General features: G+C 71.1%; 16 protein-coding genes and 1 pseudogene. 11 read left to right on the top strand and 6 right to left on the bottom strand.

Annotation, left to right across the window (positions count from 1 at the left end):
- Nucleotides 1–3,174 (bottom strand): HEAT repeat domain-containing protein (locus tag BM085_RS44320; RefSeq protein WP_093886971.1); only part of this gene is annotated, 3,174 nt, incomplete at its 3' end.
- A 189-nt stretch (nt 3,175–3,363) separates the two neighbouring features.
- Between BM085_RS44320 and BM085_RS11335 the strand changes: the two genes are divergently transcribed.
- The 5 genes and pseudogenes from BM085_RS11335 (at nt 3,364) to BM085_RS11305 (ending at nt 8,788) form a co-directional block, all read left to right on the top strand.
- The gene (locus BM085_RS11335) at nt 3,364–3,696 is read left to right on the top strand and encodes a cyclase family protein (protein WP_093886970.1); all 333 of its coding nucleotides are present in this window, start codon (nt 3,364–3,366) and stop codon (nt 3,694–3,696) included.
- A pseudogene (locus tag BM085_RS46775) lies at nt 3,693–5,665 on the top strand (thiamine pyrophosphate-binding protein). Before BM085_RS11335 ends, BM085_RS46775 begins: the two are co-directional and overlap by 4 nt.
- Nucleotides 5,666–5,810: 145 nt before the next feature.
- Nucleotides 5,811–6,563, top strand: coding sequence for a lysophospholipid acyltransferase family protein (locus BM085_RS11315; protein ID WP_093886969.1), 753 nt, complete (start codon nt 5,811–5,813; stop codon nt 6,561–6,563).
- 38 nt (nt 6,564–6,601) lie between these two features.
- Nucleotides 6,602–7,153, top strand: coding sequence for a hypothetical protein (locus tag BM085_RS11310; RefSeq protein WP_093886968.1), 552 nt, complete (start codon nt 6,602–6,604; stop codon nt 7,151–7,153).
- 255 nt (nt 7,154–7,408) lie between these two features.
- A complete protein-coding gene (locus tag BM085_RS11305) occupies nt 7,409–8,788 on the top strand; it encodes an alpha/beta fold hydrolase (RefSeq protein WP_177245059.1) in 1,380 nt (459 codons plus the stop codon).
- 156 nt (nt 8,789–8,944) lie between these two features.
- Here the strand turns inward: BM085_RS11305 and BM085_RS11300 are convergent, their stop codons facing one another.
- Together BM085_RS11300 and BM085_RS11295 are read right to left on the bottom strand one after the other, a co-directional pair.
- Nucleotides 8,945–11,416 (bottom strand): family 20 glycosylhydrolase, encoded by a 2,472-nt coding sequence (locus BM085_RS11300; RefSeq protein WP_093886966.1) that lies wholly within the window; start codon nt 11,414–11,416, stop codon nt 8,945–8,947.
- Between the two features lie 105 nt (nt 11,417–11,521).
- Nucleotides 11,522–12,736: an ROK family transcriptional regulator gene (locus BM085_RS11295; protein WP_177245058.1), complete on the bottom strand. Its 1,215-nt coding sequence runs from the start codon at nt 12,734–12,736 to the stop codon at nt 11,522–11,524.
- A gap of 377 nt (nt 12,737–13,113) precedes the next feature.
- Here BM085_RS11295 and BM085_RS11290 point away from each other — a divergent pair, with 377 nt between their 5' ends.
- The 6 genes from BM085_RS11290 (at nt 13,114) to BM085_RS11265 (ending at nt 19,534) form a co-directional block, all read left to right on the top strand.
- Complete coding sequence (locus BM085_RS11290) at nt 13,114–14,040, top strand: formylglycine-generating enzyme family protein (RefSeq protein ID WP_093886964.1); 927 nt, start codon at nt 13,114–13,116, stop codon at nt 14,038–14,040.
- A 44-nt stretch (nt 14,041–14,084) separates the two neighbouring features.
- A complete protein-coding gene (locus BM085_RS11285; protein WP_093886963.1) occupies nt 14,085–15,263 on the top strand; it encodes an ROK family protein in 1,179 nt (392 codons plus the stop codon).
- A gap of 137 nt (nt 15,264–15,400) precedes the next feature.
- Nucleotides 15,401–16,885: a sulfatase family protein gene (locus tag BM085_RS11280; RefSeq protein WP_093886962.1), complete on the top strand. Its 1,485-nt coding sequence runs from the start codon at nt 15,401–15,403 to the stop codon at nt 16,883–16,885.
- A 2-nt stretch (nt 16,886–16,887) separates the two neighbouring features.
- On the top strand, nt 16,888–17,730 hold the full coding sequence (locus BM085_RS11275) for an ABC transporter permease (protein ID WP_093886961.1): 843 nt from the start codon (nt 16,888–16,890) through the stop codon (nt 17,728–17,730).
- A complete protein-coding gene (locus BM085_RS11270; RefSeq protein WP_093886960.1) occupies nt 17,727–18,530 on the top strand; it encodes an ABC transporter ATP-binding protein in 804 nt (267 codons plus the stop codon). Before BM085_RS11275 ends, BM085_RS11270 begins: the two co-directional genes overlap by 4 nt.
- On the top strand, nt 18,527–19,534 hold the full coding sequence (locus BM085_RS11265; protein WP_093886959.1) for an aliphatic sulfonate ABC transporter substrate-binding protein: 1,008 nt from the start codon (nt 18,527–18,529) through the stop codon (nt 19,532–19,534). Before BM085_RS11270 ends, BM085_RS11265 begins: the two co-directional genes overlap by 4 nt.
- A gap of 130 nt (nt 19,535–19,664) precedes the next feature.
- Here the strand turns inward: BM085_RS11265 and BM085_RS11260 are convergent, their stop codons facing one another.
- Genes BM085_RS11260 through BM085_RS11250 form a run of 3 tightly spaced genes read right to left on the bottom strand, consistent with a single transcriptional unit; the run spans nt 19,665 to nt 22,945 of the window.
- On the bottom strand, nt 19,665–21,200 hold the full coding sequence (locus tag BM085_RS11260; protein WP_093886958.1) for a hypothetical protein: 1,536 nt from the start codon (nt 21,198–21,200) through the stop codon (nt 19,665–19,667).
- Between the two features lie 42 nt (nt 21,201–21,242).
- Nucleotides 21,243–22,076 (bottom strand): carbohydrate ABC transporter permease, encoded by an 834-nt coding sequence (locus BM085_RS11255; RefSeq protein ID WP_093886957.1) that lies wholly within the window; start codon nt 22,074–22,076, stop codon nt 21,243–21,245.
- Entirely contained in the window at nt 22,073–22,945 is an 873-nt protein-coding gene (locus BM085_RS11250; protein WP_245789254.1) for a carbohydrate ABC transporter permease, read from the bottom strand. The genes BM085_RS11255 and BM085_RS11250 overlap by 4 nt, the downstream gene beginning before the upstream one ends.
- Between the last annotated feature and the right edge of the window lie 46 nt (nt 22,946–22,991).

Genomic DNA, 22,991 nt, shown 5'->3' with positions numbered 1-22,991 from the left:
GGCCTGGATCGCGGTGGTCCGCACGTCCTCGTCCGGGTCGGTGCGCGCGTGTTCGCGGAGGAGGGGCAGGGTGTCGGGGTGGTTCCGCCAGCCTGCGGCGAGGGCCTGGACGGTCGCCTGGCGGACTCTCCAGTCCGGGTCGGTGCGCGCGTGCTCGTGGAGGAGTGGCAGGGTGTCGAGGTGGTCGCGCCAGCCCGCGGCGACGACTTCCACCGCTGTCTCCCGTACGTCCCTGTCCGGGTCGGTGCGCGCGTGCCCGTGGAGCAGGGGCAGGGCATCGGGATGTCCCCGCCGGCCCGCGGCGAAGGCTTTGAGCGCTGCCCGGCGGACCTGCTGGTGCGGGTCGGTGAGGGCGCTCTCATAGAGAGGCACCAGAAGATCGGGGAGATCCCCCCAGTTGCCGGCGAGCGCCCGGATGGCATCGGCCCGCACGTCACCGTGTGGGTCGGTGAGGGCGCTTTCGCGCAGGAGGGGCAGGGTGTCGGGGTGGTCGCGCCAGCCTTCGGCGATCGCCCGGAGAGCGGCTGAGCGGACCTGCTGCTGCGCGTCGCCGGCGGCGCACGCGCGTAACGACGCCAGGGTCTCGGGGTGATCCCGCCAGCTCTCGGCGATGGCCTGGAGCGCCGTCGTCCGCACCTTCCCGTCGGGGTCGGTGAGGGCGTTTTCACGCAGGAGGGGCAGGGTATCGGGGTGGTCCCGCCACCCCTGCGCCAGAGCCCGCACCGCCCCGTCGCGCATGCTCACGCTGATCTCGCCGACGACCTGCCGGCCGAAATGCTCCCGGAGGCGGTCGTCGTCCGGGAACAGCGCCGCCACGATCATGGCCGCTATCTCCGTGCCGCCGGACGACACGATGGCTCTCTCCCTGCCGAGGAACCAGCCGAGGTAGCGGTCACGTCCCGGCCATCGTGGCCGGGCCCCTCTCAGGAGGGGGATCATCTTGTCGGCGAGGAACCCGTCGACATCGAAGACGTAGGTGCCCTCCGAGTGCTCCAGCCAGGTGATGATCTTCTCGATGACCGCCGCGCCCTGCCGTTCCATCGCCCCCAGGTTGCGGGTCTCGGCGATGCACTCGGCCGCGAGGACCAGGTGGTGGGGTGGGTCCTCGCCGGTCGCGAACGGCCACAGCGGGTTCGCCTCGTGGACGAGATATTCGGCGATCTCGCCGGTGAACCGCTCGTCGATCATCCCGGCCACCAGCAGGAGGACCTCCCGCCACGCCGGATCGGGCCAGTGGCGGCCGAACATCTCCGAGACGAGCTGGGCGGGACTCCACTGGCGCTTGTTCTGGAACCGCCGCACGATCTCGTCCGCGCAGAAGAACTCCAGGAAGGCCCGGTGCACGAATCCGTAGACGCCCCCGCCGTACAGGCTGAGAATGAAGTTGCGCTCCCTGAACTGGTCCAGCATGCCGCGCGCGATGGTCTTCGCCTCGCGGGGATCGAGCTGGTAGCGGGTGCCCAGATAGTCGACGAACTCCTCCAGGAGGTCCTCCCCCCGGATGTGGTTGCCGGCCAGTCCCGATCTGCCGCTCTGCATCCGCCAGGCCACCCGGCGCAGCAGTTCCTTCTTGTCCTCGGCGTCGATGTAACCGGCCGGTATGCGCGCGTCCTCCAGATGCCTGTTGACGTCCCAGTGCTCGACCAGCACGGACGCCGCGTGGACATACACCGTCCGCCGCTCACGTGGAAGCTCCTGGCGGCGCCCGATGATCGCGAGGATGGTCAGCAGCAGGGGGTTGCCCGCCAGCTCTCGGATGGACGGGGAGTCGGTCATCGCGCGCATCAGCCGGTCCCGCAGATGCCGCGCCTCGTCCTTCCGGTCGCGCATCGCCAGCTCGTACCAGCGCTCGGCGAACTCCTCGATCTGGGCGGTGTCCAGATCCTGGAGGGTGTAGTGCCGGAATCCGGCGTCGTGCAGCTCGGCCCGCCGGTATCCGATGACCCGGCTGGTGACCAGGATCCGCGCCTTCGGATACCGCGTGGCGAATCCGGCGATCTGCCGGGTCACCGTCTCCCGCACCTTGGGATCGAACAGCTCGTCCAGCCCGTCGAAGACGACCAGCGCCCGCCCGTCCTCGCGGAGGTAGCGGTCCAGGGGCCGCGCGGGGATGCCGGTCCCCTCGGTCCGGTGCAGGTGCTCCAGGTACTCCAGGAAGGTCTCGCACCGCGACCGGAGATCGGCGTAGGAGCGCAGCTCCACGAGCAGGGGCAGCCATCCCCTCAGCCCGGCCAGGGCCTCCTCCGTCCCGTCACCCACCAGGCCCAGGACCAGATACCGCGCCAGCGTCGACTTGCCGGCGCCGGGATCGCCGAGCAGCGCGACCAGCCGGTTGCCGGGCTCGCCCAGGACGTCCAGCACCGCGCGCAGGGGAGTCCTGTCGTACGTGGTGCGCGCCTGCGCGATCCTGTCGAGGTCGAACCCCTCCGGAAGATCCTTCTCCGAGATCTCCTCGGCGCTCAGCAGCCGCCGCCACAGTTCCTTCGACAGCTCCACGGGCGGCGGGTCCGCTCTGACGCTCTGCGGGACGAACATCGACCGGAGGAGGACGGGCAGATGGGCGTCCTGCTCCGCCGGGGTCAGCACCTCCAGGTCGAGCCGGCGGTAGCGCTGCTCCATCCTCGTGAGGTAGGCCGCCCGCGCCATCGCGAACGACTCCTCTCCGGCGTCGAGGGCCTCCGTCCCCGTGGCGGGGGAGGTCTGCCGCCCGAGGCATTCGACGAGGGCGTGCAGGACCTGGCCGCTGAGGTCGTCGGCCGAGTCGAACCGGCTGACCATGATGTCGGAGGTGAGCAGGCGGGCCCGGAACGCCTCGATCGACGAGCGGTCCGGGTCGACGAGCCGCGGGGGAATGGGGGCTTCCTCGTCGAGGAGGAACAGCAACCTCGGGATTCCCCGGTCGGCCGCGGCGAGGAACTCCAGCTCGGTGTAGGAGACATTGGCGCCGGGCACCGGAGATCCGTAGCGGAACCCTATTATCCCAAGGTATAAATCGCACTTTTGAACACGATCGCGACAATAGTCGGCCGGTGTGGTCTCCTGGGCGGGGAAGTACCGCATGTCCACCGGCACCAGGCCTGCCCGCGCCACGGCGTCGATGGCCGACTGCACGAACGATCCTGTGGTCGGATACTCCGCCATGTCCGATGTGTGGCTGATGAAGACGCTCGGCACATCCCACAAAATACCTCTCGCCAAGCCCGGATCATGCGTATCTATATAACGAGCAATTTCTGGTAAACAGACGTTTTCGACGACGGGAACGCCGTCTCCGCGGTACGGCCCCGCCGGAGAGCGGAGATGACGCGGGTCACGGAGGTGTAGGAGGATCTGGCCAGGTCTTCTTCCGATGCTGGAGGCGTCATGTCGGTGTGGCGGAACCTGGTGGAGAGCATCCGGAACGGCGGGGTCGAGGTGATCGACCTGACCGCGCCGCTGTCGCCGCAGACGCCGGTCCTGCGACTGCCCGAGCCGTTCGGGAACACCGTCCCGTTCACGCTGAAGGAGATCAGCCGCTACGACGACCGCGGGCCCGCCTGGTACTGGAACGACATCTCGACCGGCAAGTACGGACTGACCCAGCTCCGCAACCTCGACCGGCTCCCGGTCACGGGCGCCGTGGTCGTCGCGCCGCCGCTGCCCATCGTCGGCGGCTCGGGCAGCCCGGTGCGCGTGCTGGCCCTGGTCGAGAGGTGAACGTCGCCGAAGCCGTGGGCCGCGTCCTCGCCTCGCTCGGCGTGGACACCGCCTTCGGCGTGGTCGGCAGTGGCAACTTCCACGTGACCAACGCGCTGATCGAGCACGGCGTGCGGTTCGTCGCCGCGCGCCACGAGGGCGGCGCGGCGACCATGGCCGACGCCTACGCGCGCACCGGCGGCCGGGTCGGCGTGCTCAGCGTCCACCAGGGGCCGGGGCTCACCAACGCGATGACCGGCATCACCGAGGCCGCCAAGAGCCGCACGCCGCTCATCGTGCTGGCCGCCGAGGTGACCGAGCCCCGGTCCAACTTCTTCGTCGACCAGGCCGCTCTCGCCACGGCGGTCGGCGCCGTCCCCCTGCGGATCACCTCCGCCGAGACCGCCGCCGCGCAGACGGCCCAGGCGTTCCACCTGGCCCGCGACGGGCGGCGTACGGTCCTGCTGAACCTCCCGCTGGAGGTCCAGAGCCGGCCCGTCCCCACCCCGCCCGCCCCTGTCTCCCCCACTTCCCCTGTCTCCCAAGCTTCGCCCCCACTTCCCCTGTCTCCCAAGCTTCGCCCCCGCCCACCCCTGTCTCCCAAGCTTCGCCCCCGCCTGTTCCTGCCTCCCAGGACTCGGCTCCGCCCGGTCACGTCACCCTCGCCTCCGTCCCGGGATCCCCGGGATCGTCCGAGCCGGAGGCGCGGGAGGTCGCGCGGCTGGCGGAGCTTCTCGGGGCCGCGCGGCGGCCGGTGTTCGTGGCGGGCAGGGGAGCACGCGCGGCCAGACGGGAGCTGGAGGAGCTCGCCGAGCGGATCGGGGCGCTGCTCGCCACCTCCGCCGTGGCCAAGGGACTCTTCCGGGGCAGCCCGTGGGACCTGGACGTGAGCGGTGGCTTCGCCTCGCCTCTCACCGCCGAGCTCGTCCGCGGCGCCGACGTGATCGTCGGCTGGGGCTGCGCGCTCAACATGTGGACCATGCGCCAGGGCACGCTCATCGGGCCGGAGGCCAAGGTCGTCCAGGTCGACCTGGACGCCGACGCTCTCGGTGCCCATCGCCCGATCCACCTCGGCGTGGTCGGCGACGTCGCCCTCACCGCGCGGTCCGTCACCACGCTGCTCGCCGGAGGCGGGGACGACTTCCGTCCGGCGCCCGCCGTACGGGCCGGGTCCGGCCGGGAGGCGTCCGCCGTACCGGACAACGGTCCCGGGGGCTCGGATGTGCAGGACGGGGCCGGCCGGGAGGCGTCCGCCGTACTGGACAACGGTCCCGGGGAACCGGATGTGCCGGACGGGAGCGATCCCGGGGCGCGGGGTGTACCGAGGGGCGGCGGATACCGGTCGGTGGGGCTGGCCGGGCGGATCGCCCGCGAGAACCGCTGGCGGGACGTGCCCTATGCCGACGAGGGCGGTGAGGGCCGCATCGACCCCCGCACCCTCACGATCGGGCTGGACGACCTGCTCCCCGCCGAACGCGTCCTCTCCGTCGATTCCGGAAATTTCATGGGATATCCCTCGATGTTCCTCGACGTCCCGGATGAGCGCGGTTTCTGCTTCACCCAGGCATTCCAGTCCATCGGCCTCGGCCTGGCCACCGCGATCGGCGCCGCCCTGGCCCAGCCGGACCGGCTCGCGGTGGCGGCGCTGGGCGACGGGGGCGCGCTGATGGGCGTCGCCGAGCTGGAGACGGTCGTACGGCTCGGCCTCGCGATGGTGATCGTGGTCTATGACGACGAGGGCTACGGGGCCGAGGTCCATCACTTCGGCCCGGACGGGCACAGCCTGGACACCGTCACCTTCCCGCCCGTCGACATCGCCGCCATCGCCCGGGGTTTCGGATGTGAGGCGGTGACCGTACGGGATCGGGCGGATCTCGCCGCGGTGGCCGGATGGCTGGACGGGCCGCGGCACCGGCCGCTGCTGATCCACGCCAAGGTCAGCGGCGCGCGGGGGTCATGGTGGCTGGAGGAGGCCTTCCGCGGGCACTGAGACCCGGGGGAGTGTGGGGAGCCGCCGGCGTCCCCGGGGGATCGCCGGCGGCGCATCGGCCCCATCCGCCGCGGCGGCTTCCACGGTGTGCTCGTGCCGCCGCCGCCGGTCGAATCCCGCCGAAAGGCTGAGGTACGGTTCAGCCATGGCTGAGATCGTGTACCCCCCGGTCATCGGGGCCGCGCGGACCCTGTTCCGCGCGCTGGACCTAAAGATCCGCGTTGAGGGCGCCGAGCGGATCCCGAGAACCGGCGGAGCGGTGCTGGTCAGCAACCACATCAGCTATCTCGACTTCATCTTCGCGGGCCTGGCCGCGCTGCCCGCCAAGCGGCTGGTGCGCTTCATGGCCAAGAAGGAGGTCTTCGACCACAGGATCTCCGGCCCGCTGATGCGCGGCATGCACCACATCCCGGTGGACCGGGCGGCGGGCGCCGCCGCGTTCGGTGCGGCGCTGAAGTCGCTCAAGGCCGGTGAGATCGTGGGCGTGTTCGCCGAGGCCACGATCAGCCAGTCCTTCACGATCAAGGAGATCAAGAACGGCGCGGTCCGGATGGCCGTGGGCGCCAAGGTGCCGATGATCCCGATCGCCCTGTGGGGCACCCAGCGGCTGTGGACCAAGGGGCACCCCAGGAAGCTGTTGCAGCGGCATGTGCCGATCACCATCCTCGTCGGCGAGCCGCTGCACCCCAAGCGCGGCGACGACTACGACGCCGTCACCGCCGACCTGCGCGAGAGCATGTCCGCGCTGCTGGACCGGGCCCAGCGGACCTACCCGGAGATCCCCCCGGGAGCCTGGTGGCAGCCGCGTCATCTGGGCGGTACCGCTCCCACCCCCGAGGAGGCGGAGAAGATGGACGCCGCCGAGGCCGAGGCGAGGGCGGCCCGGCACAAGTCGTGAACAGGTGAGCCGCAAGTGGTGTGCTCCACGCTGTCCCCATGAGTGACGCGTTCGAGAACATCGCCGGTGCCTTCCAGCCTGGAGCGGCCCCCGGGCCCGGTCGCACACCGGGACCGATCGGCATGACGATCCTGCTGATCTGCTGGGTGGGGCTGGGCCTGATGCCTTTGGTGCGCTCGGTGTCCGATCTCAAGCTGGCCACAGGCGAGATCGGCACCCCGGGCACCCTCACGGTCGTCTCGTGCGAGTCCCTGGGCGAGGGCCGTTACGACTGCAAGGGCAGCTTCGCGCCCGACGGTGGCGGCGCCGCGGTGGCGGTGGCCGCCTCACCCGACTCCACCGCCGGGGACGTCAAGCGGGCCCAGCTCACCCCCGGGGGCGACCGCGCCGTCCCGACCGGCACCCCCGGCCTTCTGTCCGCCCTGACCATGCCCTTCCTGGGGGTGGGCGTCCTGGCCTTCCTGCCGTATGTGTTCCTTTACGTCTTCAAGGCGCGGCGGGGCCGCCGCGCCGCCGTGGCCTTCGGCTCCCTCCTCACGGCCGTCTCGCTCGCCGGCGTCGTCGCCGGTCTGGTCGCGGCCTACTCCTGACGCCCCGGCTTCCCGGCTTCCCGACGGTCCCGGATCCACCCGGCGCGCGGGCGGGCTCGCGGCGCCGGTCCTCGGCCTGCTCGGCACCGCGCTGTCGGCCCGATACCCCCGCTGAGCTGCTCGCCCACCACGGCCCCCACGCCGGCGGGGCGCGCGGGAGCGTCGGGGATGACATCCCGTGGTCTGATCCGCCGTCGCCGGAATCAGACCGCGGTCCGATGCGGCCGGGGTGCCTCTTCGGAGATCGTGGCCGGCATGTTGAAGTCGATCGCCATCGTCCTGACCCTGCTGGGCTCGGGTGTGCAAGCGCAGCAAGCCGATCCCCTCGACTGGCGTCCCTGCCCGAACGACAAGGCCGGGATGGAGTGCGCCGACCTGCGGGTCCCGGTCAACTGGCAGAGAGCCGGCAGTCGCGAGATCACGCTGAAACTGGGCCGTCTGAAGGCCACCGGCGCCTCCGAAGGCTCTGTTCTGGTGGCCTACGGCGGCCCGGGTGGGCCGGGGATCGCCCTCACCCAGTCCCAAGCCGGAGGTTGGTGGACCAAGCTCCGCGAGCGCATGGACATCGTCACGTGGGACACCCGGGGCTACGGCGAGCAGTTCGGCGGCCTCAGCGCGGGTCTGCCGTGCACCTGGACACGTATCCCGCTGCCCGAGTTCCCCGATGACGACGCCGACTTCGGGCGGCTCTCCGACACCAACCGCGGCTACGCCGAGGCCTGCCGCAACAAGGACCCCGAGTTCTTCGCCAACATGAGCTCGGCCGACAACGCCAGAGACATGGAGGCGATCAGGAAGGCGCTCGGCGGCGCCGGGCTCAACTTCTACGGCGCCTCCTACGCCGGGTTCTACGGGCAGGACTACGCCCGGCTCTTCCCCGGCCAGGTGCGCACGATGGTGCTCGACGGCACGTGGAACCACAGCACGGCCGACTGGCCCGGCGAGCTGGAGGAGATGGCCAGGAGCAACGAGGAGGCCCTCGGCAGGTTCTTCGACTGGTGCGCCGCCGGCAAGTGCCGTGACGTGCCCGGGAAGTGGCGCGGGCTGATCGCCGGGGCCGAGCGCACGCCGATCCCCGCCAAACGGGCCGGCATCGCCTACGACGGCCGCGACCTGCGGTCCTTCGCGGTCAGCGCCGCCAAGGAGGGCGTCAAGGCGTGGCCGGAGCTGGCGCAGGACATCCGCGGGGCCGCCGGCGGTGACGCCTCCGGGTTCGTCCCCGAGCGCGGCGCCCGCTACCCCGACCAGGCGACCGGCGTCACCGAATGCCTCGACTGGCCCCGTCCCGCCGGCCGCGCCGAGGTGAAGTCGGCGATCGCCCGGCTGCGCAAGGTCGCGCCCAACGCGGGCGCCGCCAACACGATGGTGACCGGGACCCTCGGCTGTGTCGGCTGGCCGGTGCAGGTGACCAACCCGCCGGCCCCGCTGCCGAAGGGCCTGCCGCCGATGCTCGGCGCGGGCGCCTGGGGCGAGTCCGACGCCGTCCGGCGGGTGCTCAAGCAGGTGCCGGGCAGTGCCACCGTCCGCCAGGAGGGGCCCGGCCACACGCTCTACGGCTTCAACACCTGTGCCCGCGACCACATCAACCGCTACTTCACCGACCGCGTGCTGCCGCCGGCGGAGACAAAGTGCTGACGGAGGGCGAGCCCGGTCCGCGGTGAGTGAGGAACACGGGCCGACCCACACGTGACAGGACGGAGAGGACGCGCGTTTCCGTCCGGGGGAGGCGGAACGGCGCCCGTCGCGCAGCCTCCCCGGAGCGGGGAGGCGGCACGACGGGCGGGAACTCCGTCAGCCGAGGCTGCGGACGGTGACCGTCAGGCGCCCCTCGACCGGTGCCCGGCCGGGCGCGTGGACCGAGAGCGTTCCCGTGTACCTTCCCGGCTGGGCGAAGGCACGGCCGGAGGTGGCGGTGAACGCGTCGTTGATCCGCATGTCGGGGATGCTCGCCTGCCGCGGGGTCGTCAACGTGACGTTCTCCCGCACGCCGTCACTCCAGGCGATGGTCGCCGTGAGGTCGGCGGGCGCGGCGCCCGGAGCGGTGACGGTCCAGGTGGCGCCAGCCGGCTCGCCGCTGTCGACGGTGGCCGGAGTGCCGAGCACGTCCGTCAGCCAGGCGACGTCGGCGGTGGGGAAGAAGTTCGTCCCCTGAACCGTCAGCCTGCCTCCCACCTTGGCCAGGCGCGTCTTGAAGTCGCCGTAGTCGCGCCGCGCCTGCGGGGTCCACCCGACCTCGGCGGTGGCGATGATGCGGGGGAAGCTGTAGTACTGCGCCTGGCCGAGGCGCCGGATGAACTCTCCCCACAGCGCCGACTCGACGCCCAGCACGCTGGACTCGGCGATGTTCGGGATGAACGTCCCCGGGTCCCAGTTGTAGTGGCGGTCCAGCCCGCAGGCCCCGCCGCACGCCCAGGTGCCGCCCTGGGGCTGGCGGAGGTCCTGCTTCTGCGGCACGTAGGTGTGGGCCGCCGGGGAGAGGATCACCTTGGCGCCGCGGTCGCGCACCGCGCCGGCCACCGCGGCCCGGTTCCCGTTCCAGAACTGGACGACGGCCTTGTCCTGCGGGAGCGCGGTCCCGGCGTACTCGTTCCAGCCGACGACGGTCTTGCCCAGGGAGGTGGCGCTCCTGGTGAACGCGTCGACCATCGTCGTGTAGTCGGCGTGGCTCGTGACGTGCGCCTCGTCTCCGCCGATGTGCAGGTACGGCCCGGGGGTCATCTCGGCGATCTCGGTGAGGACGTGCTCGACGAACTCGTACGTCACGTCGCTGCCCGCGTCGAACGACGAGTAGCCGACCGATCCGGTGCCGTTGTGCGGCACCGTCGTCTCTCCCGGCTTCGGTCGCGGCTGGGCGCCCGGGGTGTTGAGCTGGGGGATCGCGTGCAGCGCGGCGTTGGTGTGGCTGGGCACGTCGATCTCGGGGATCACCGTCATGCCGTTCTCGCCGGCGTGGCGGACTATCTCGGCGTAGTCGGCCTTCGTGTAGTGGCCGGTGAGGCCGAGCTCGGTGCCCATCAGCTGACCGTTGCCGTTATAGGTCATGGCGGTGGCGCCGCTCACCCCGGTGAGCAGGCCGTAGTCGATGCCGGACGGGTTGTCCCGCGGGTTGTCGATCGCGATGCGCCAGCCCTGGTCGTCGGTCAGGTGCAGGTGGAGCCGGTTGACCTTGAACTGCGCGGCGGCGTCGATGTAGGCCTTGACCTCGCTCACCGGATAGAAGCTGCGGGCGACGTCGAGCATCATTCCCCGGTGCGCGAAGCGCGGGTAGTCGGTGATCGTCACCGCCGGCACCGTCCACTCGGCGTCGGCGACGGCGCCGGACTCCACCCATTGCGGGAACAGCTGGCGCAGCGTCTGCACACCGTTGAGCGCGCCGTTGGGCGTGTCGGCGCCGATGCGGACACGCTTGGCGGCGACGGTGAGGGTGTAGCCCTCGGCCTCGTGACCGTCGGGCCCGTTCCCCGGCCCGACCTCGATGACGATCGGCGCCGGTCCCCACCCCTGGCCGACGACGGGCAGGCGGTGCCCGGTCGACGGGCGGAGTACGTCGGCCAGGTATCGCGCCGGCGCCTGGGCGCCGTCGCCGATCGCGACGATCCGCGTGTTCCGGTGCAGGGTGAACGGCGTGGCGTCGTGTTCCTCGACCGACACCGGCTCCGGCACCAGGCCGAGCGTCGGCTCCGGCGGCGCGGGCGGCAGATCCCAGACCTCGAACTCGGAGATGGAGTATCCGTAGGCCGCCCAGCGCTTGCGTCCCTGCATCCGGACGAAGGAGACCGGCTCGGTGGACTTCACCTCGACGACGTCGGTCCTGGGGCAGGTGTCCCGCTGGAGGGCGGCGACGTCGGTCCAGGTGGCGCCGTCGGCAGAGGTCTGCAGGACGAAATCGCGGGCGCAGGCGTTGGGCCAGGTGAGCGTGACGTGGTCGACCTTGGACGGCTTGGCCAGCTCGATCTGCACCCAGTTGTCGTCCTGGTATTTCGACGACCAGCGGGTGCCGGCGTCGCCGTCCTTGACGTGGGCCGCGGCGAAGGTGTCGCGGTCGAGCTCGACGCTGGAGGCGGTGGCCGTGCCCGCGAGGGCCAGGTTGGTCGGGGTCGGGGCCGGCGCGGCGCCGCCCGCCGCCAGGGCGTCCGGCGTGATCGTCTGCGCGCTGCCGGCGCCCGGTGGCGCCAGCAGCGTCATGGCGAGTGCGGCGGACAGGGCAACCGCGATCGATCGGTGTTTCGTCAGTGGTTTCCAACGGTGCGGGGCATCCGACATGGGGCTCCTTCGCGACGTTCGGCCGCTGCCGGTCAGGCGTGCTTCCGGTGTGGCACTCGGTTAACGCCAGAGTGTGGATGCCGCGCTTTCTTACGTCAATAGTCCCTACATAAATCGCGGCCCGCTCGTGCCCGGCGGCTCCGCCGGGGCGCCCGCGATGCCGTGGATCGGGGAGTGCCGGTCGAGTGCCACCAGTGCCGCGCCGACCGCCGCCGCTCCCTGGGAGATCCTGGCGGTGCCGAGTTCGAGCCGCCGGTCGCGGATGGAGAGCTTCTGCCGGGCGAGGGACGCGCGGACCGGGCCGAGCAGGTGGTCGCCCAGATCGGCCAGTTCGCCGCCGATGACCACCCGGTGAGGGTCGAGCAGGATCGCCACCGTGCCGAGCGCCCGGCCGAGCAGCTCGGCGCTCCAGTCCACCACGTCGCGGACGCTCCGGTCGCCGCGGTCCAGTGCCGCGACCAGGCCGGCGACGTCGGCGACGTCCGGCGCGACGGCCCGCACGCGCCCCAGCACCGCGTCGATCGACAGATACTGCTCAAGGCAGCCCCTGCCGCCGCACCAGCACGGCGGGCCGCTCGGCTCGACGCTGACGTGGCCGATCTCGCCGGCCGTTCCCGAGGCCCCTCGGACGAGGGTTCCGTTGATCACCACGCCGCTGCCGACGCCGTGGGACAGGGCGATGTACACCAGGTCCGCGCAGGCCGGCGTCTCGACCGTGTATCTCTCCGCAACCGCGGCGAGCCGGATGTTGTTATCCCAGGTCACGGGGGCGCCGAGGGTTACCCCCAGACGTTCGGCGAGGTCGGTGACGACGAGATCGCCCGCCGGATCGCCGCCGCCGGCACGGGGATCGGGGTGGTGCCCCCAGAGTCCCAGCCCGGCCGCCGCGAGCCCCTCGAGCGCGAGTCGCCGCCCGGCCGCCACCCTCTCCAGGAGCGAGAGGGCGGCGTCCATCCGGGCGGAGAGCCCGCTCTCCATCCCGATCGGCTCGGTGACGTGGGCGAGCACCGTGCGGGCGATGCCGGCCACGGCGACGCTGACGTGGCCGCGGCCCAGCTCCACCCCGACGGCGGCGGCCGCGTGCGGGTTGAGCCGGACCAGCGTCGTCGGCCGGCCCCGGCCCGTCGCCGGCCGCTGGGCGTCGTCGGCCACCGCGCGGCGCCGGACGAGGTCGGCGACGATGGCCGACATCGTGGTCCGTGAGAGCCCGGTGGCGTTCTCGAGCTCCCGTCGCGAACAGGGGCCGCGCTCGACCAGGATGGCCAGCACCCGCAGCTCGTGCTGCCGGCGTAGATTGCGGAGCACACCGTCGTTGCTCACCGGGCTCGTCCTTTCGCGTCCAGACGGGTCTCCGATTCTGCCCTCTGCCGCGCCGGCCCGAGGAGGCCCGCGAACAGCCGGGGAAGAATTTATGTCAAGCCTCTTGACGAGAATAGGTGGTGTCGTCGACCTGCGGCAACGGCCGCGGGCATGAGTCGGCGACCGGCCCGGCGCGCGGTGCCCGATCCCATGCCCGGCGGCCGGGACCGATCCCATGCCCGGCGGCCGGATCCGCCGGGAGTGCTCCCGATCACCGGCCCGATCCGCCGTGACCGATCGAGGTCACCGCACCGGTCCCGCCGGGGCGCGGCCGGGAGCGTGACGTCGCGACGACTTTCTGTCGGCATACTCTTTGGGGCAAAACGGAAGGAAGACGCATGACCGAACACTGCTGCATGCCCGGCCGTACCTCGGGCGGGGCGCGGACGTCGGCCGCGGAGCCCGCGCGGGGGCGGGCGAGCGGGCTGGTCCGGCTGGAGGGCGGGACATTCCGGATGGGGACCGACGACCGGGACGGCTTCCCCTCCGACGGGGAGGGGCCGGTCAGGGCGGTGACGCTCCGGCCGTTCCGGCTGGCGTCCACGGCGGTGACCAACGCCCGCTTCGCCGCCTTCGTGAAGGCGACCGGCTACGAGACGGACGCCGAGCGGTTCGGCTGGTCCTACGTCTTCCACCTCCTCGTGCCGGAGGCGACGCGCGCCTGCGCGCCCTCACCCGCCGCCACCCCCTGGTGGCTGGGGATCGAGGGCGCCGCCTGGCACGCGCCCGAAGGGCCGGGCAGTACGGTCGCCGACCGCCAGGACCACCCTGTCGTGCACGTCTCCTGGCAGGACGCGCAGGCCTACTGCGCCTGGTCGGGCGGCAGGCTGCCGACGGAGGCCGAGTGGGAGTACGCCGCGCGCGGCGGCCTGGAGCAGGCGCGCTACCCGTGGGGCGACGAGCTGACACCGCGTGGCCGGCACCGCTGCAACATCTGGCAGGGCCGCTTCCCCACCCACAACACCGAGGAGGACGGCCACCTCGCCACCGCACCGGTGAAGGCCTACCGGCCCAACGGCTACGGCCTGCACAACATGGTCGGCAACGTCTGGGAGTGGTGCGCCGACTGGTTCGCCGTCGACCACCTCGCCCGGCCGCTGGAGGACCCGCGCGGCCCGGACGGCGGGGAGAGCCGGGTGCTGCGGGGCGGCTCCTACCTGTGCCACGACTCCTACTGCAACCGCTACCGTGTCGCCGCCAGGAGTTCCAACACCCCGGACAGCAGCTCGGGCAACACCGGTTTCCGGCTTGCGGCGGATATTTAATCCGAAGAGTTGACGATATTTACCGATCTCGTCATGATGCTCCCATGGACAAGCCCGCCGACGCGCTGCAGAGACTCCGCCGCGTGCACGAGGACGCCGCTGTCGCCGTACTGCGCTCGGCCGGGGCGCTGAGCCGCGCCGAGCTGACCCAGCGCACCGGGCTCTCCCGCACCACCCTGTTCTCGATCATCTCCGAGCTGATCGAGCGCGACGCCGTCGTGGAGGTCGAGGCGCTGCCCGCCGAGCCGCGCGGGCGGGGGCGCCCCGCCGCGCTCATCGCCCTCAACCCCAGCGCCGGCCTGCTGATAGGGCTCGACGTGGGCCGCAGGCGGGTCCGCCTGGCCATCGCCAACGTCGCGCACGAGATCATCGCGACCGGGATGGCGGACATCCCGGCCGGCGCGGACGCGCCGGCGCAGGCCGAGGCGGCCGTGCGGCTGGTGCGGCGGGTGGGGGAGGAGCACGGGATACGGCTCGGCGCGCTGGAGGCGATCGGCCTCGGGCTCGTCGGCATCGTCGACGACCCCTCCCTGCCCGCCGGCACCGTCCCCGCCCGGCACGCCCCGGTCGCGCGGCGGCTGGCCGAGGAGTTCGGGGTGCGGGTCGCGGTCGACAACAACGCGCGGCTGGCCGCGCTGGCGGAGAGCACCTGGGGCGCGGCCCGCTCGGTCGGCGACCTGGTCTACGTCCGCTGGTCGGTCGGTGTGGGCGGTGGTTTCGTGGTGGGCGGGCGGCTGCTGCGCGGGGCGCACGGCGCGGCGGGCGAGATCGGCCACGTCTCCCTCGATCCCGAGGGGCCGCCCTGCCACTGCGGCGGCCGGGGCTGCCTGGAGCGGCGCATCGGCAGCCAGGCGCTGCTGGAGGTCTGCGCGGCGCGCGGAATCGCGCTGACCGGCCTCGACGCGCTGGTCGCCGCGGCCCAGGACCGGGTGCCGGGGGTCTGCGAGGTGATCTCGGCGGCCGCCGCCGACCTGGGCCGGATCCTGGCCGACACCGTCGTCCAGCTCGATCCCGAACGCGTCGTCGTGGGCGGCGAGTTCGCCTCGCTGGGCAGCCTGGTGCTCGACCCGATCCGCCAGGCGATCGACGGGCTGGCGCTGCCGAAGATCGGGCGCCGCATCGGGGTGACCCCCGCAGACCTGGGAGTGAACGCCTCGGCCATGGGGGCGATCGCCCTCCTGCTGAACGAGGAGCCGGCGATCCCCGGACACCTGCGTCCCTGAGTTTCCGCAGGCCTTCGGAGGAATTTAACTCCACAAATCGGTACATAGCCTGCAAGAACGATCAATAACCCCCTCTTGCGGACGATGTCGACGAGCATTAATGTCAACCCTCAGGAAAAATAGCGATCGGAGAACGAGTGTCCACACGCAACGTCCTGTTCCTGATGACCGATCAGCATCGGGTCGACACGCTCGGGTGCTACGGCAACCCGGTGGTGCGCACTCCCGCGCTGGACGGCCTGGCGGCGGAGGGCACCCGGTTCGATCGCTTCTACACGCCCACCGCGATCTGCACCCCCGCGCGCGCCTCCCTGTTCACCGGCCTGCATCCCTTCCGGCACGGCCTGCTGGTCAACCCCGAGCGCAACGGCGGCGCCCGCGACGAGGTCGACGACGCCCACCCGATCCTGTCGGCGCCGCTGCTTGAGGCGGGCTACAACATGGGCCACGTCGGCAAGTGGCACATCGGGCGCGAGCGGGGCCCCGAGTTCTACGCCATGGACGGCGAGCACCTGCCCGGCGCGCTCAACCCCTTCCACCACCCCTCCTACGAGCGGTGGCTCAAGGAGAAGGGCCACCCGCCGTTCGCGGTGCGCGAGGCGGTCTTCGGCAAGGCGCCCAACGACTCCGGACGCGGCCACCTGATCGCGGGCCGCCTCCAGCAGCCCGCCGAGGCCACGATGGAGGCGTTCCTGACCGATCGGACCCTGGAGCTCCTCGAAGGTTACGCCCGCGACTTCCACGACAGCGGCAAGCGGTTCATGCTCTCCTGCCACTGGTACGGCCCGCATCTGCCGTACCTCATCCCGGACGAGTACTACGACATGTACGACCCGGAGCAGGTGCCGCTGCCGGCCTCGATGGCCGAGACCTTCGCCGGCAAGCCCGACGTCCAGCGCCGCTACGCCGAGTACTGGTCGGCCGACCACTTCGACGCCGACGCCTGGCGCAAGCTGATCGCGGTCTACTGGGGCTACGTCACGATGATCGACGACCAGATCGGCCGCCTGCTCGCCGCGCTGCGCGAGCACGGCCTCTGGGATGACACGGCCGTGGTCTTCACCGCAGACCACGGCGAGTTCACCGGCGCCCACCGGCTCAACGACAAGGGCCCGGCGATGTACGAGGACATCTACCGCATCCCCGGCATCGTCCGCGTCCCCGGCGCTCCGGCCGGGGTCGTCGACGAGTTCGCCACGCTGATCGACCTCAACCCCACGATCCTCGGCCTGGCCGGGCTGCCGCCCCGCGAGCCCTGCGACGGGGAGAGCCTGCTGCCGCTGATCGAGGGCGAGGCCCCCGGGTGGCGGCAGGAGATGGTCGCCGAGTTCCACGGCCACCACTTCCCCTACTCCCAGCGGATGATCCGCGACCGGCGGCACAAGCTGGTCTTCAACCCCGAGAGCGTGAACGAGCTCTACGACCTGGAGACCGACCCGCACGAACTGCACAACGTCTACTCCGCCCCCGCCTACGCCGGGGTGCGGCGCGAGCTCACCGGGCGGCTCTACCGCGAGCTGCTGCGGCGCGGCGATCCCGCCTACACCTGGATGAGCTACATGGCCGACATCGACGGCGACCGTGCCGCCGACGTCGACGGCGTGGCCGGCGAGGTGGCCTGAGCATGGCCACCGTGAGGAAAGACGCGGCGGCCCCCGCCGTACAGGAGGCGGCCGTCACCGGGAAGGGCCCCGCGCCCTCCGGGAAGGCCCGCTCCCGGACGAGGCGCTCGACGCTGCCGCTGACGATCGGTTCCGGCCTGCTCGGCCTGCTCCTCTGGGTGGTGCTGGCCAACATCGGCATCCAGGGCTTCCCCGGCCCGCTCGAGGTGGCCGAGCGCGCCGTGACGTCGATCGGCGACGGCACGCTCCTGGGTGACGCCCTGGCCAGCCTCCGCCGGGTGCTGACCGGTTTCGTGCTCGGCGTCGCGCTCGCCGTGCCGGTCGGCTTCCTGATGGGCTGGTACCCGGTGATCCGGGGCCTGATCGAGCCGTGGCTCCAGTTCTTCCGCATGGTCCCGCCGCTGGCGATCATCCCGCTGGCCATCGTGCTCATGGGCATCGACGAGACCCCCAAGATATTCGTGATCTTCCTGGCCTCGTTCCTGTCGTCGGTGGTCTCCACCTTCCAGGGCGTGGTCTCCGTCGACTCCACGCTGATCAACGCGGCCAGAGTCCTCGGCGCCAAGGACCGCACCGTCTTCACCGGGGTGGTCGTCCCCGCCTCCACACCCTTCATCCTCGTCGGCATGCGCATCGGACTCGGCGCCTCCTGGGCCACGGTGGTGGCCGCCGAGCTGATCGCCGCCCAGGAGGGGCTCGGATACCGCATGCAGCAGTCCCAGCTCTACTACGACCTTCCGACGATCTTCGTTCAGCTGATCGTCATCGGCCTCATCGGCCTCATCATGGACCGCGCGCTGCTCCTCGCCGAGCGTCGCCTGACGAACTGGCAGGAGCGGAGGTGAGCCCGGTGGTCTCCGGTGCTCCGAAGATCGAGTTCCGTGACGTCTCGCACAGCTTCGCCCTGGGCGGCGGGGAGTTCGCCGCGCTGGACAGGGTGAGCCTGGACATCGCCGACGGCGAGTTCGTCACCGTCGTCGGGCCGTCCGGCTGCGGCAAGAGCACGCTGATGAACGTCGCGGCCGGCCTGCTGGAGCCGGACGCGGGGCAGGTGCTGGTGGACGGGGAGTCCGTGCACGGGCCCAGCCCGCAGCGCGGGGTGATCTTCCAGCAGTACGCGCTCTTCCCCTGGATGAGCGTCAGGAAGAACGTCGAGTTCGGCCTGAAGATCGCCGGTGTCGGGGCCGCCGAGCGCCGCCGCAGGGCGGAGCGGTTCATCGACATGGTGGGGCTCACCGACTTCGCCGACGCGCTTCCGAAGACCCTGTCCGGCGGGATGAAGCAGCGCTGCGCCATCGCCCGCGCCTACGCGGTCGATCCCACGATCCTGCTGATGGACGAGCCGTTCGGCGCCCTCGACGCGCTCACCCGGGTCCAGCTCCAGGACCGGCTGCTGGACACCTGGAGCCGGGAGCGCCGCACGGTGCTGTTCATCACCCACGACGTGGACGAGGCGGTCTACCTGGCCAACCGGGTGATCGTCATGGCCGCCCGGCCCGGCCGGGTGCACCGCGTGATCGACGTCGACCTGCCCTATCCGCGCACGGAGGAGATCCGCCTGTCGCCGGAGTTCGCCGAACTCCGGCGGGAGGTCTGGCACTCCGTCTACCACCAGCCCACCCCCATGGAAAGGACCTCGTCATGAGGCATCCCCGCCGGCTGATCGCGTTCTTCGGCGCCGCCCTGGCCCTGCTCCTCCCCGTCGCCGCCTGCGGCTCCTCCGACTCCGCCGAGTCCGCCGACGGCGCGAAGAAGGTCTCCTTCGGCTACATCGCCGACTTCTCCGGCAGCGCGACCCTCGCCGCCGCCGACAAGCTGGGCCTGTGGGCCAAGCAGGGCCTCACGCCCGAGCTGAAGGTCTTCACCAACGGCCCGCTGCAGATCCAGGCCCTGGGCGCGGGCGACCTCGACTTCGGCTACATCGGCTCCGGCGCGACCTGGCTGCCCGCCTCCGGGAAGGCGAAGATCATCGCGGTGAACATGCTCGGCCTGGCCGACCGGGTCATCACCCACGCCGGCTCCGGCATCACCTCGATCGCCGACCTGAAGGGCAAGAAGGTCGGCGTGCCCGAGGGCACCTCCGGCGACATGATCCTGCAGCTCGCCCTCAAGGAGGCGGGCCTCACCCCGGCGGACGTGCAGAAGGTCACCATGGACGCGAGCACGGTGGTCACCGCGTTCTCCTCCAAGCAGGTCGACGCCGCCGCCATCTGGTACCCGCTGATCGACACCATCAAGAAGAACGTCCCCGACCTGGTCGAGCTGAAGAAGAGCGAGGACTTCTACCCCAAGCTGAGCTTCCCCAGCTCCTTCGTCGCCCGCAACGAGCTGGTCAAGGACGACGCGGCGACGGTGACCAAGGTGCTCAAGGTCATCCAGGAGGCGAACGACTGGGTGGCGGCCAACACCGCCGAGGCCGAGACGCTCACCGCGACCTTCCTGAAGGTCCCGGCCGAGCAGTTCAAGGGAGCCTCGGCCGTCACGAAGATCCTGCCCAGCGCCGAGCTCGCGAAGTTCGGCGACGACGGCACGGTCGGCGGCTGGTACAAGGGCCTGGCCGACATCTTCGTCACCATGGGCAAGATCAAGGAGTCTCCCGACCCCGCCACCTACTACACCGCCGACCTCTACAAGGCGGCGCTCGGCTAGTGTCCCGAGCCGCCGGGCGTCCGGCGGCGAGGTTCTCCGAGGCAGTCCCCGGGAAGGCCCGGGATCGGCGCTCCCGGCGTCGGTCCCGGGCCTTCCCCGTGTGATCGGTGTCCCCCGGCGCGATCCCCGGTCAGGACCGGCGGGCGTGCCAGTTGAGGTAGGCGACGCAGAGCAGCGTGGAGCCGTACTGCGACTCGACGGCGTGGTCGTCGTAGACCGCGCGGGCATGGGTGAAGAGGGTCTCGTCCCACTGGGCCACCGGCATCCAGCGGGGAGCCTGGAGGTACTGCCCGGCGGTGGCCAGGGCGCCGGTGCCGTCGACCCGGACGAGGGTGGTCGCCACACCGTTGTCGGAGGTCGCGAGGTTCTTGGTGTAGGTCCGGGCGAAGCGCTCCATGTCGCGGCCCCTGTAGTGGATCTTCCGGCGGAAGGCCAGCGCGGCGAACTCGACGTCGATCGCGCCGTGGCTGAGGTCCTCGACCTGCTGGGCGCCCTTGCCCGGAGATCCGTACGACGGGGTGTAGTCGGAGACGTCGTCGGCCTTGGTGTAGCCGTTGTACATCTTGCCGAACGTCGGCCAGTACGGCCAGACGTAGGCGTCGTCCGCGTCGACCTTCAGGTCCCCGGCGAACGCGCGGGCCAGCCGGCGGGTGCGGTCCAGGTAGGTGGGGTCGCCGGTCGCGGCGGCCAGCTCGGCGTAGGTCTGGCCCAGCCCGAGGCTCTGGTTGGTGGGCTGTTCCGTGCCGTCGTAGGGGACGGGCATCCCCTTGGGCCAGATGAAGTGGCCGAGCCCGGCGTCGTTCTGCACCCACTCGCGGTCGTGGACGGCCGCGGCGTCCCGGACGGCCGCGAGATACTCGTCGGCCTTGGCCTTGTAGCGCCGGTCACGGCGCAGGACCGGGGTGCGGTAGACGATCCGCACGAACGACGCCAGCGGATAGGTGATCATGCCGGTGTGCACGGAGAAGTGCGCCGGCGCGGCGGCCAGCCTGGCCGTCCCCAGGGCGGGGATCGGACCCGCGGCCGGCGAGTCCCTGAGGTCGCGGACGGTCACCATGACCGCCGACGGGTAGGCGTCGAGGACGCGGCGCACGGCGTAGTCGGGGCTGGCCGGGTCCATGGTGAGGTTGGCGAAGGTGGACACCTTGGCCTTGGGGGCGTTGGCCACCTCCAGGGTGAACCGGTCCTCACTCGTGCCCGCCCGGACGGTCGCGACGGCGTCGTCGACGTTGGTCAGCGCGCTGCGCACCTCCAGCAGCGGCTGCCCTGCCGGGTCGAGCAGGGTGACGCCTCCGGCGGTGTAGCTCCGGTTGCGCCAGACGGGCAGCGAGAGGCCGCGGTAGTCGGCCACGCCCCGCTCCGAGTCGCGCATGGCCAGCATGAGGTCGGCGTTGTGGACGAGCCGGTCCAGGTAGGAGGTGTCCTGGTAGGCCTCGTACATCCGGATGAAGGCGGCGAGCGCGTAGGACTGCCCCCAGCCCAGGCCGCCCTGCTCGTTGTGGTCGGTCGGCTGGCCGAGGGCGCCGCTGGAGTGGAAGACCTTGTCGAACAGGTCGAAGGTCTCCCTGGCCGTGTAGTCGTGGCCCGCGGCGGCGCGGGCCGTACCTGTGGTGCCGAGAACTCCCATGGCGAGGGCTCCCAGCGCGAATTGCCTGCGTGACAGCATGATTCGACCACCTCTCATTGTTCGATCACCGCTGGCGCGACGTCAGCCCTTGACCGCGCCGCGCATGCCTTCGAGTACGTGACGTTGCATGATCATGAAGAAGATGACGACGGGCAGGATCGAGATGACCGTCCCGGCGGCGAGGCTGCGGACGTCGGTGCCGGTGACGCCCGCGAGGTAGGAGATCCCCAGCGCGATCGGGTACATCGCGGAGTCCTTCAGCACGACCATCGGCCAGATGAAGCTGTTCCAGACCGAGATGAAGCCGAAGATGCCGAGAATCGCCAGGGTGGGACGTGCGGCGGGCAGCATGACGTGCCAGAAGATCCGCAGTTCGTGGCAGCCGTCGGTGCGGGCGGCGTCGATGACCTCGCGCGGCACGCCCGTGAAGGTCTGGCGGAGCAGGAAGATCCCGAAAGCCGACAGCAGGCCCGGCAGGATCACGCCCGCGTAGGTGTCGGCCAGGCCGAGCTGCGAGACCACCAGGAAGCGGGGGAGGAGCATGACCTCGCCCGGCAGGAACATCGTCGACAGGATGGCGAAGAAGATGAGGTTCTTGCCGCGGAAGTTCATCTGGGCGAGCGGGTAGGCGCACAGCGCGGAGACGATGATGTAGACGGGCACCATCACGCCGACGTAGACGACCGAGTTGAGCAGGTAGGTCGGGTAGGGGATGGTCGTCCACGCCTCCTTCACCCAGGTCAGGACCGGGGGCCGGGGGATGATGTCGGGAGGGAAGGAGAAGACGGCCTGGCCGGCGGGCTTGAAGGCCGCCGAGAGCAGGATCAGGAACGGGCCGACGAAGACGAGGGCGATCGCGGTCAGCAGGACGTACATGCCCGCGCGCCGCAGCCAGAAGGCGAGCCTCGGCGTCATGGCGTGACCGTCCTTCCCTTGGTGATCCGGTAGTTGGCGAGAGCCATGAGGACCAGAAGGACCCACAGGACGAGGCCCATGGCGCTGGCGTAACCCATGTCGTACTTCTGGAAGGCCGCCGACCAGATGTAGTAGCCGAGCGTGAGGGTGGAGTCCTGGGGGCCGCCCTGGGTCATCACGTAGACGGACGTGAAGACCTGCATCGCCTCGAGCATCTCCATGGTCAGCGTGACCGCGATGTAGGGGACGATCAGCGGGACGGTGATGTGGCGCAGCCGGTGCCAGGCCGAGGCGCCGTCGACCTTGGCGGCCTCGTAGAGGTTCGTGGGGATGGTCTGCAGCCCGGCGAGATAGATCATCATGAAGACGCCCATGCTCTTCCAGCCCTCGACGAGGACGAGGGCCGGAAGGGCCCACACGGGGTCGAGGAGATACTGGATCGGCTGGTCGAGGACGCCGAAGCCGGTGAGGATCCAGTTGAGCACGCCCTGCTGGTTGAAGACGTACTCCCAGGCGACGCCGACCGCGACCATCGAGGTCACCACGGGCAGGTAGTAGAGCATCCGGAACGTCTTGATGCCCGGCAGCCGCTGGTTGACGAGTACGGCCAGCAGCAGCGGGACGATGACGAGCAGCGGGAACATCCCCACCAGGAACAGCAGCGAATTGCCCAGGCCGGTCCAGAACCTGTCGTCGCCCATGAGCCGGACGAAGTTGCCCGCGCCCACGAAGACCGGCTCGGAGATCGCGTCCCAGTCGAAGAACGACAGCTGGATCGCGGTGATCGCCGGCCACGCGAAGAAGATCCCGAACAGGATCAGGGCGGGCAGCGGGAACAGATAGGGGGTGTACCAGCGCTGCCCCGGCAACCTGCCGGGCTGTGGCGCTCGTACGTCGCGTTTCCTGCGGCCACGC

The sequence above is a fragment of the Streptosporangium canum genome, from assembly GCF_900113865.1.
In the GTDB taxonomy this organism is placed as follows: domain Bacteria; phylum Actinomycetota; class Actinomycetes; order Streptosporangiales; family Streptosporangiaceae; genus Streptosporangium; species Streptosporangium canum.
This window is presented reverse-complemented; position numbering and strand designations above follow the sequence as displayed.

Bases quoted from the DNA above. Each gene is read 5' to 3' on its own strand.
- BM085_RS11265 (WP_093886959.1), top strand. From the start codon at position 18,527: ATGAGGCATCCCCGCCGGCTGATCGCGTTCTTCGGCGCCGCCCTGGCC.
- BM085_RS11310 (WP_093886968.1), top strand. From the start codon at position 6,602: ATGAGTGACGCGTTCGAGAACATCGCCGGTGCCTTCCAGCCTGGAGCG.
- BM085_RS11275 (WP_093886961.1), top strand. From the start codon at position 16,888: ATGGCCACCGTGAGGAAAGACGCGGCGGCCCCCGCCGTACAGGAGGCG.
- BM085_RS11285 (WP_093886963.1), top strand. From the start codon at position 14,085: ATGGACAAGCCCGCCGACGCGCTGCAGAGACTCCGCCGCGTGCACGAG.
- BM085_RS11315 (WP_093886969.1), top strand. From the start codon at position 5,811: ATGGCTGAGATCGTGTACCCCCCGGTCATCGGGGCCGCGCGGACCCTG.
- BM085_RS11260 (WP_093886958.1), bottom strand. From the start codon at position 21,200: ATGCTGTCACGCAGGCAATTCGCGCTGGGAGCCCTCGCCATGGGAGTT.
- BM085_RS11335 (WP_093886970.1), top strand. From the start codon at position 3,364: ATGTCGGTGTGGCGGAACCTGGTGGAGAGCATCCGGAACGGCGGGGTC.
- BM085_RS11255 (WP_093886957.1), bottom strand. From the start codon at position 22,076: ATGACGCCGAGGCTCGCCTTCTGGCTGCGGCGCGCGGGCATGTACGTC.
- BM085_RS11300 (WP_093886966.1), bottom strand. From the start codon at position 11,416: ATGTCGGATGCCCCGCACCGTTGGAAACCACTGACGAAACACCGATCG.
- BM085_RS11290 (WP_093886964.1), top strand. From the start codon at position 13,114: ATGACCGAACACTGCTGCATGCCCGGCCGTACCTCGGGCGGGGCGCGG.
- BM085_RS11305 (WP_177245059.1), top strand. From the start codon at position 7,409: ATGTTGAAGTCGATCGCCATCGTCCTGACCCTGCTGGGCTCGGGTGTG.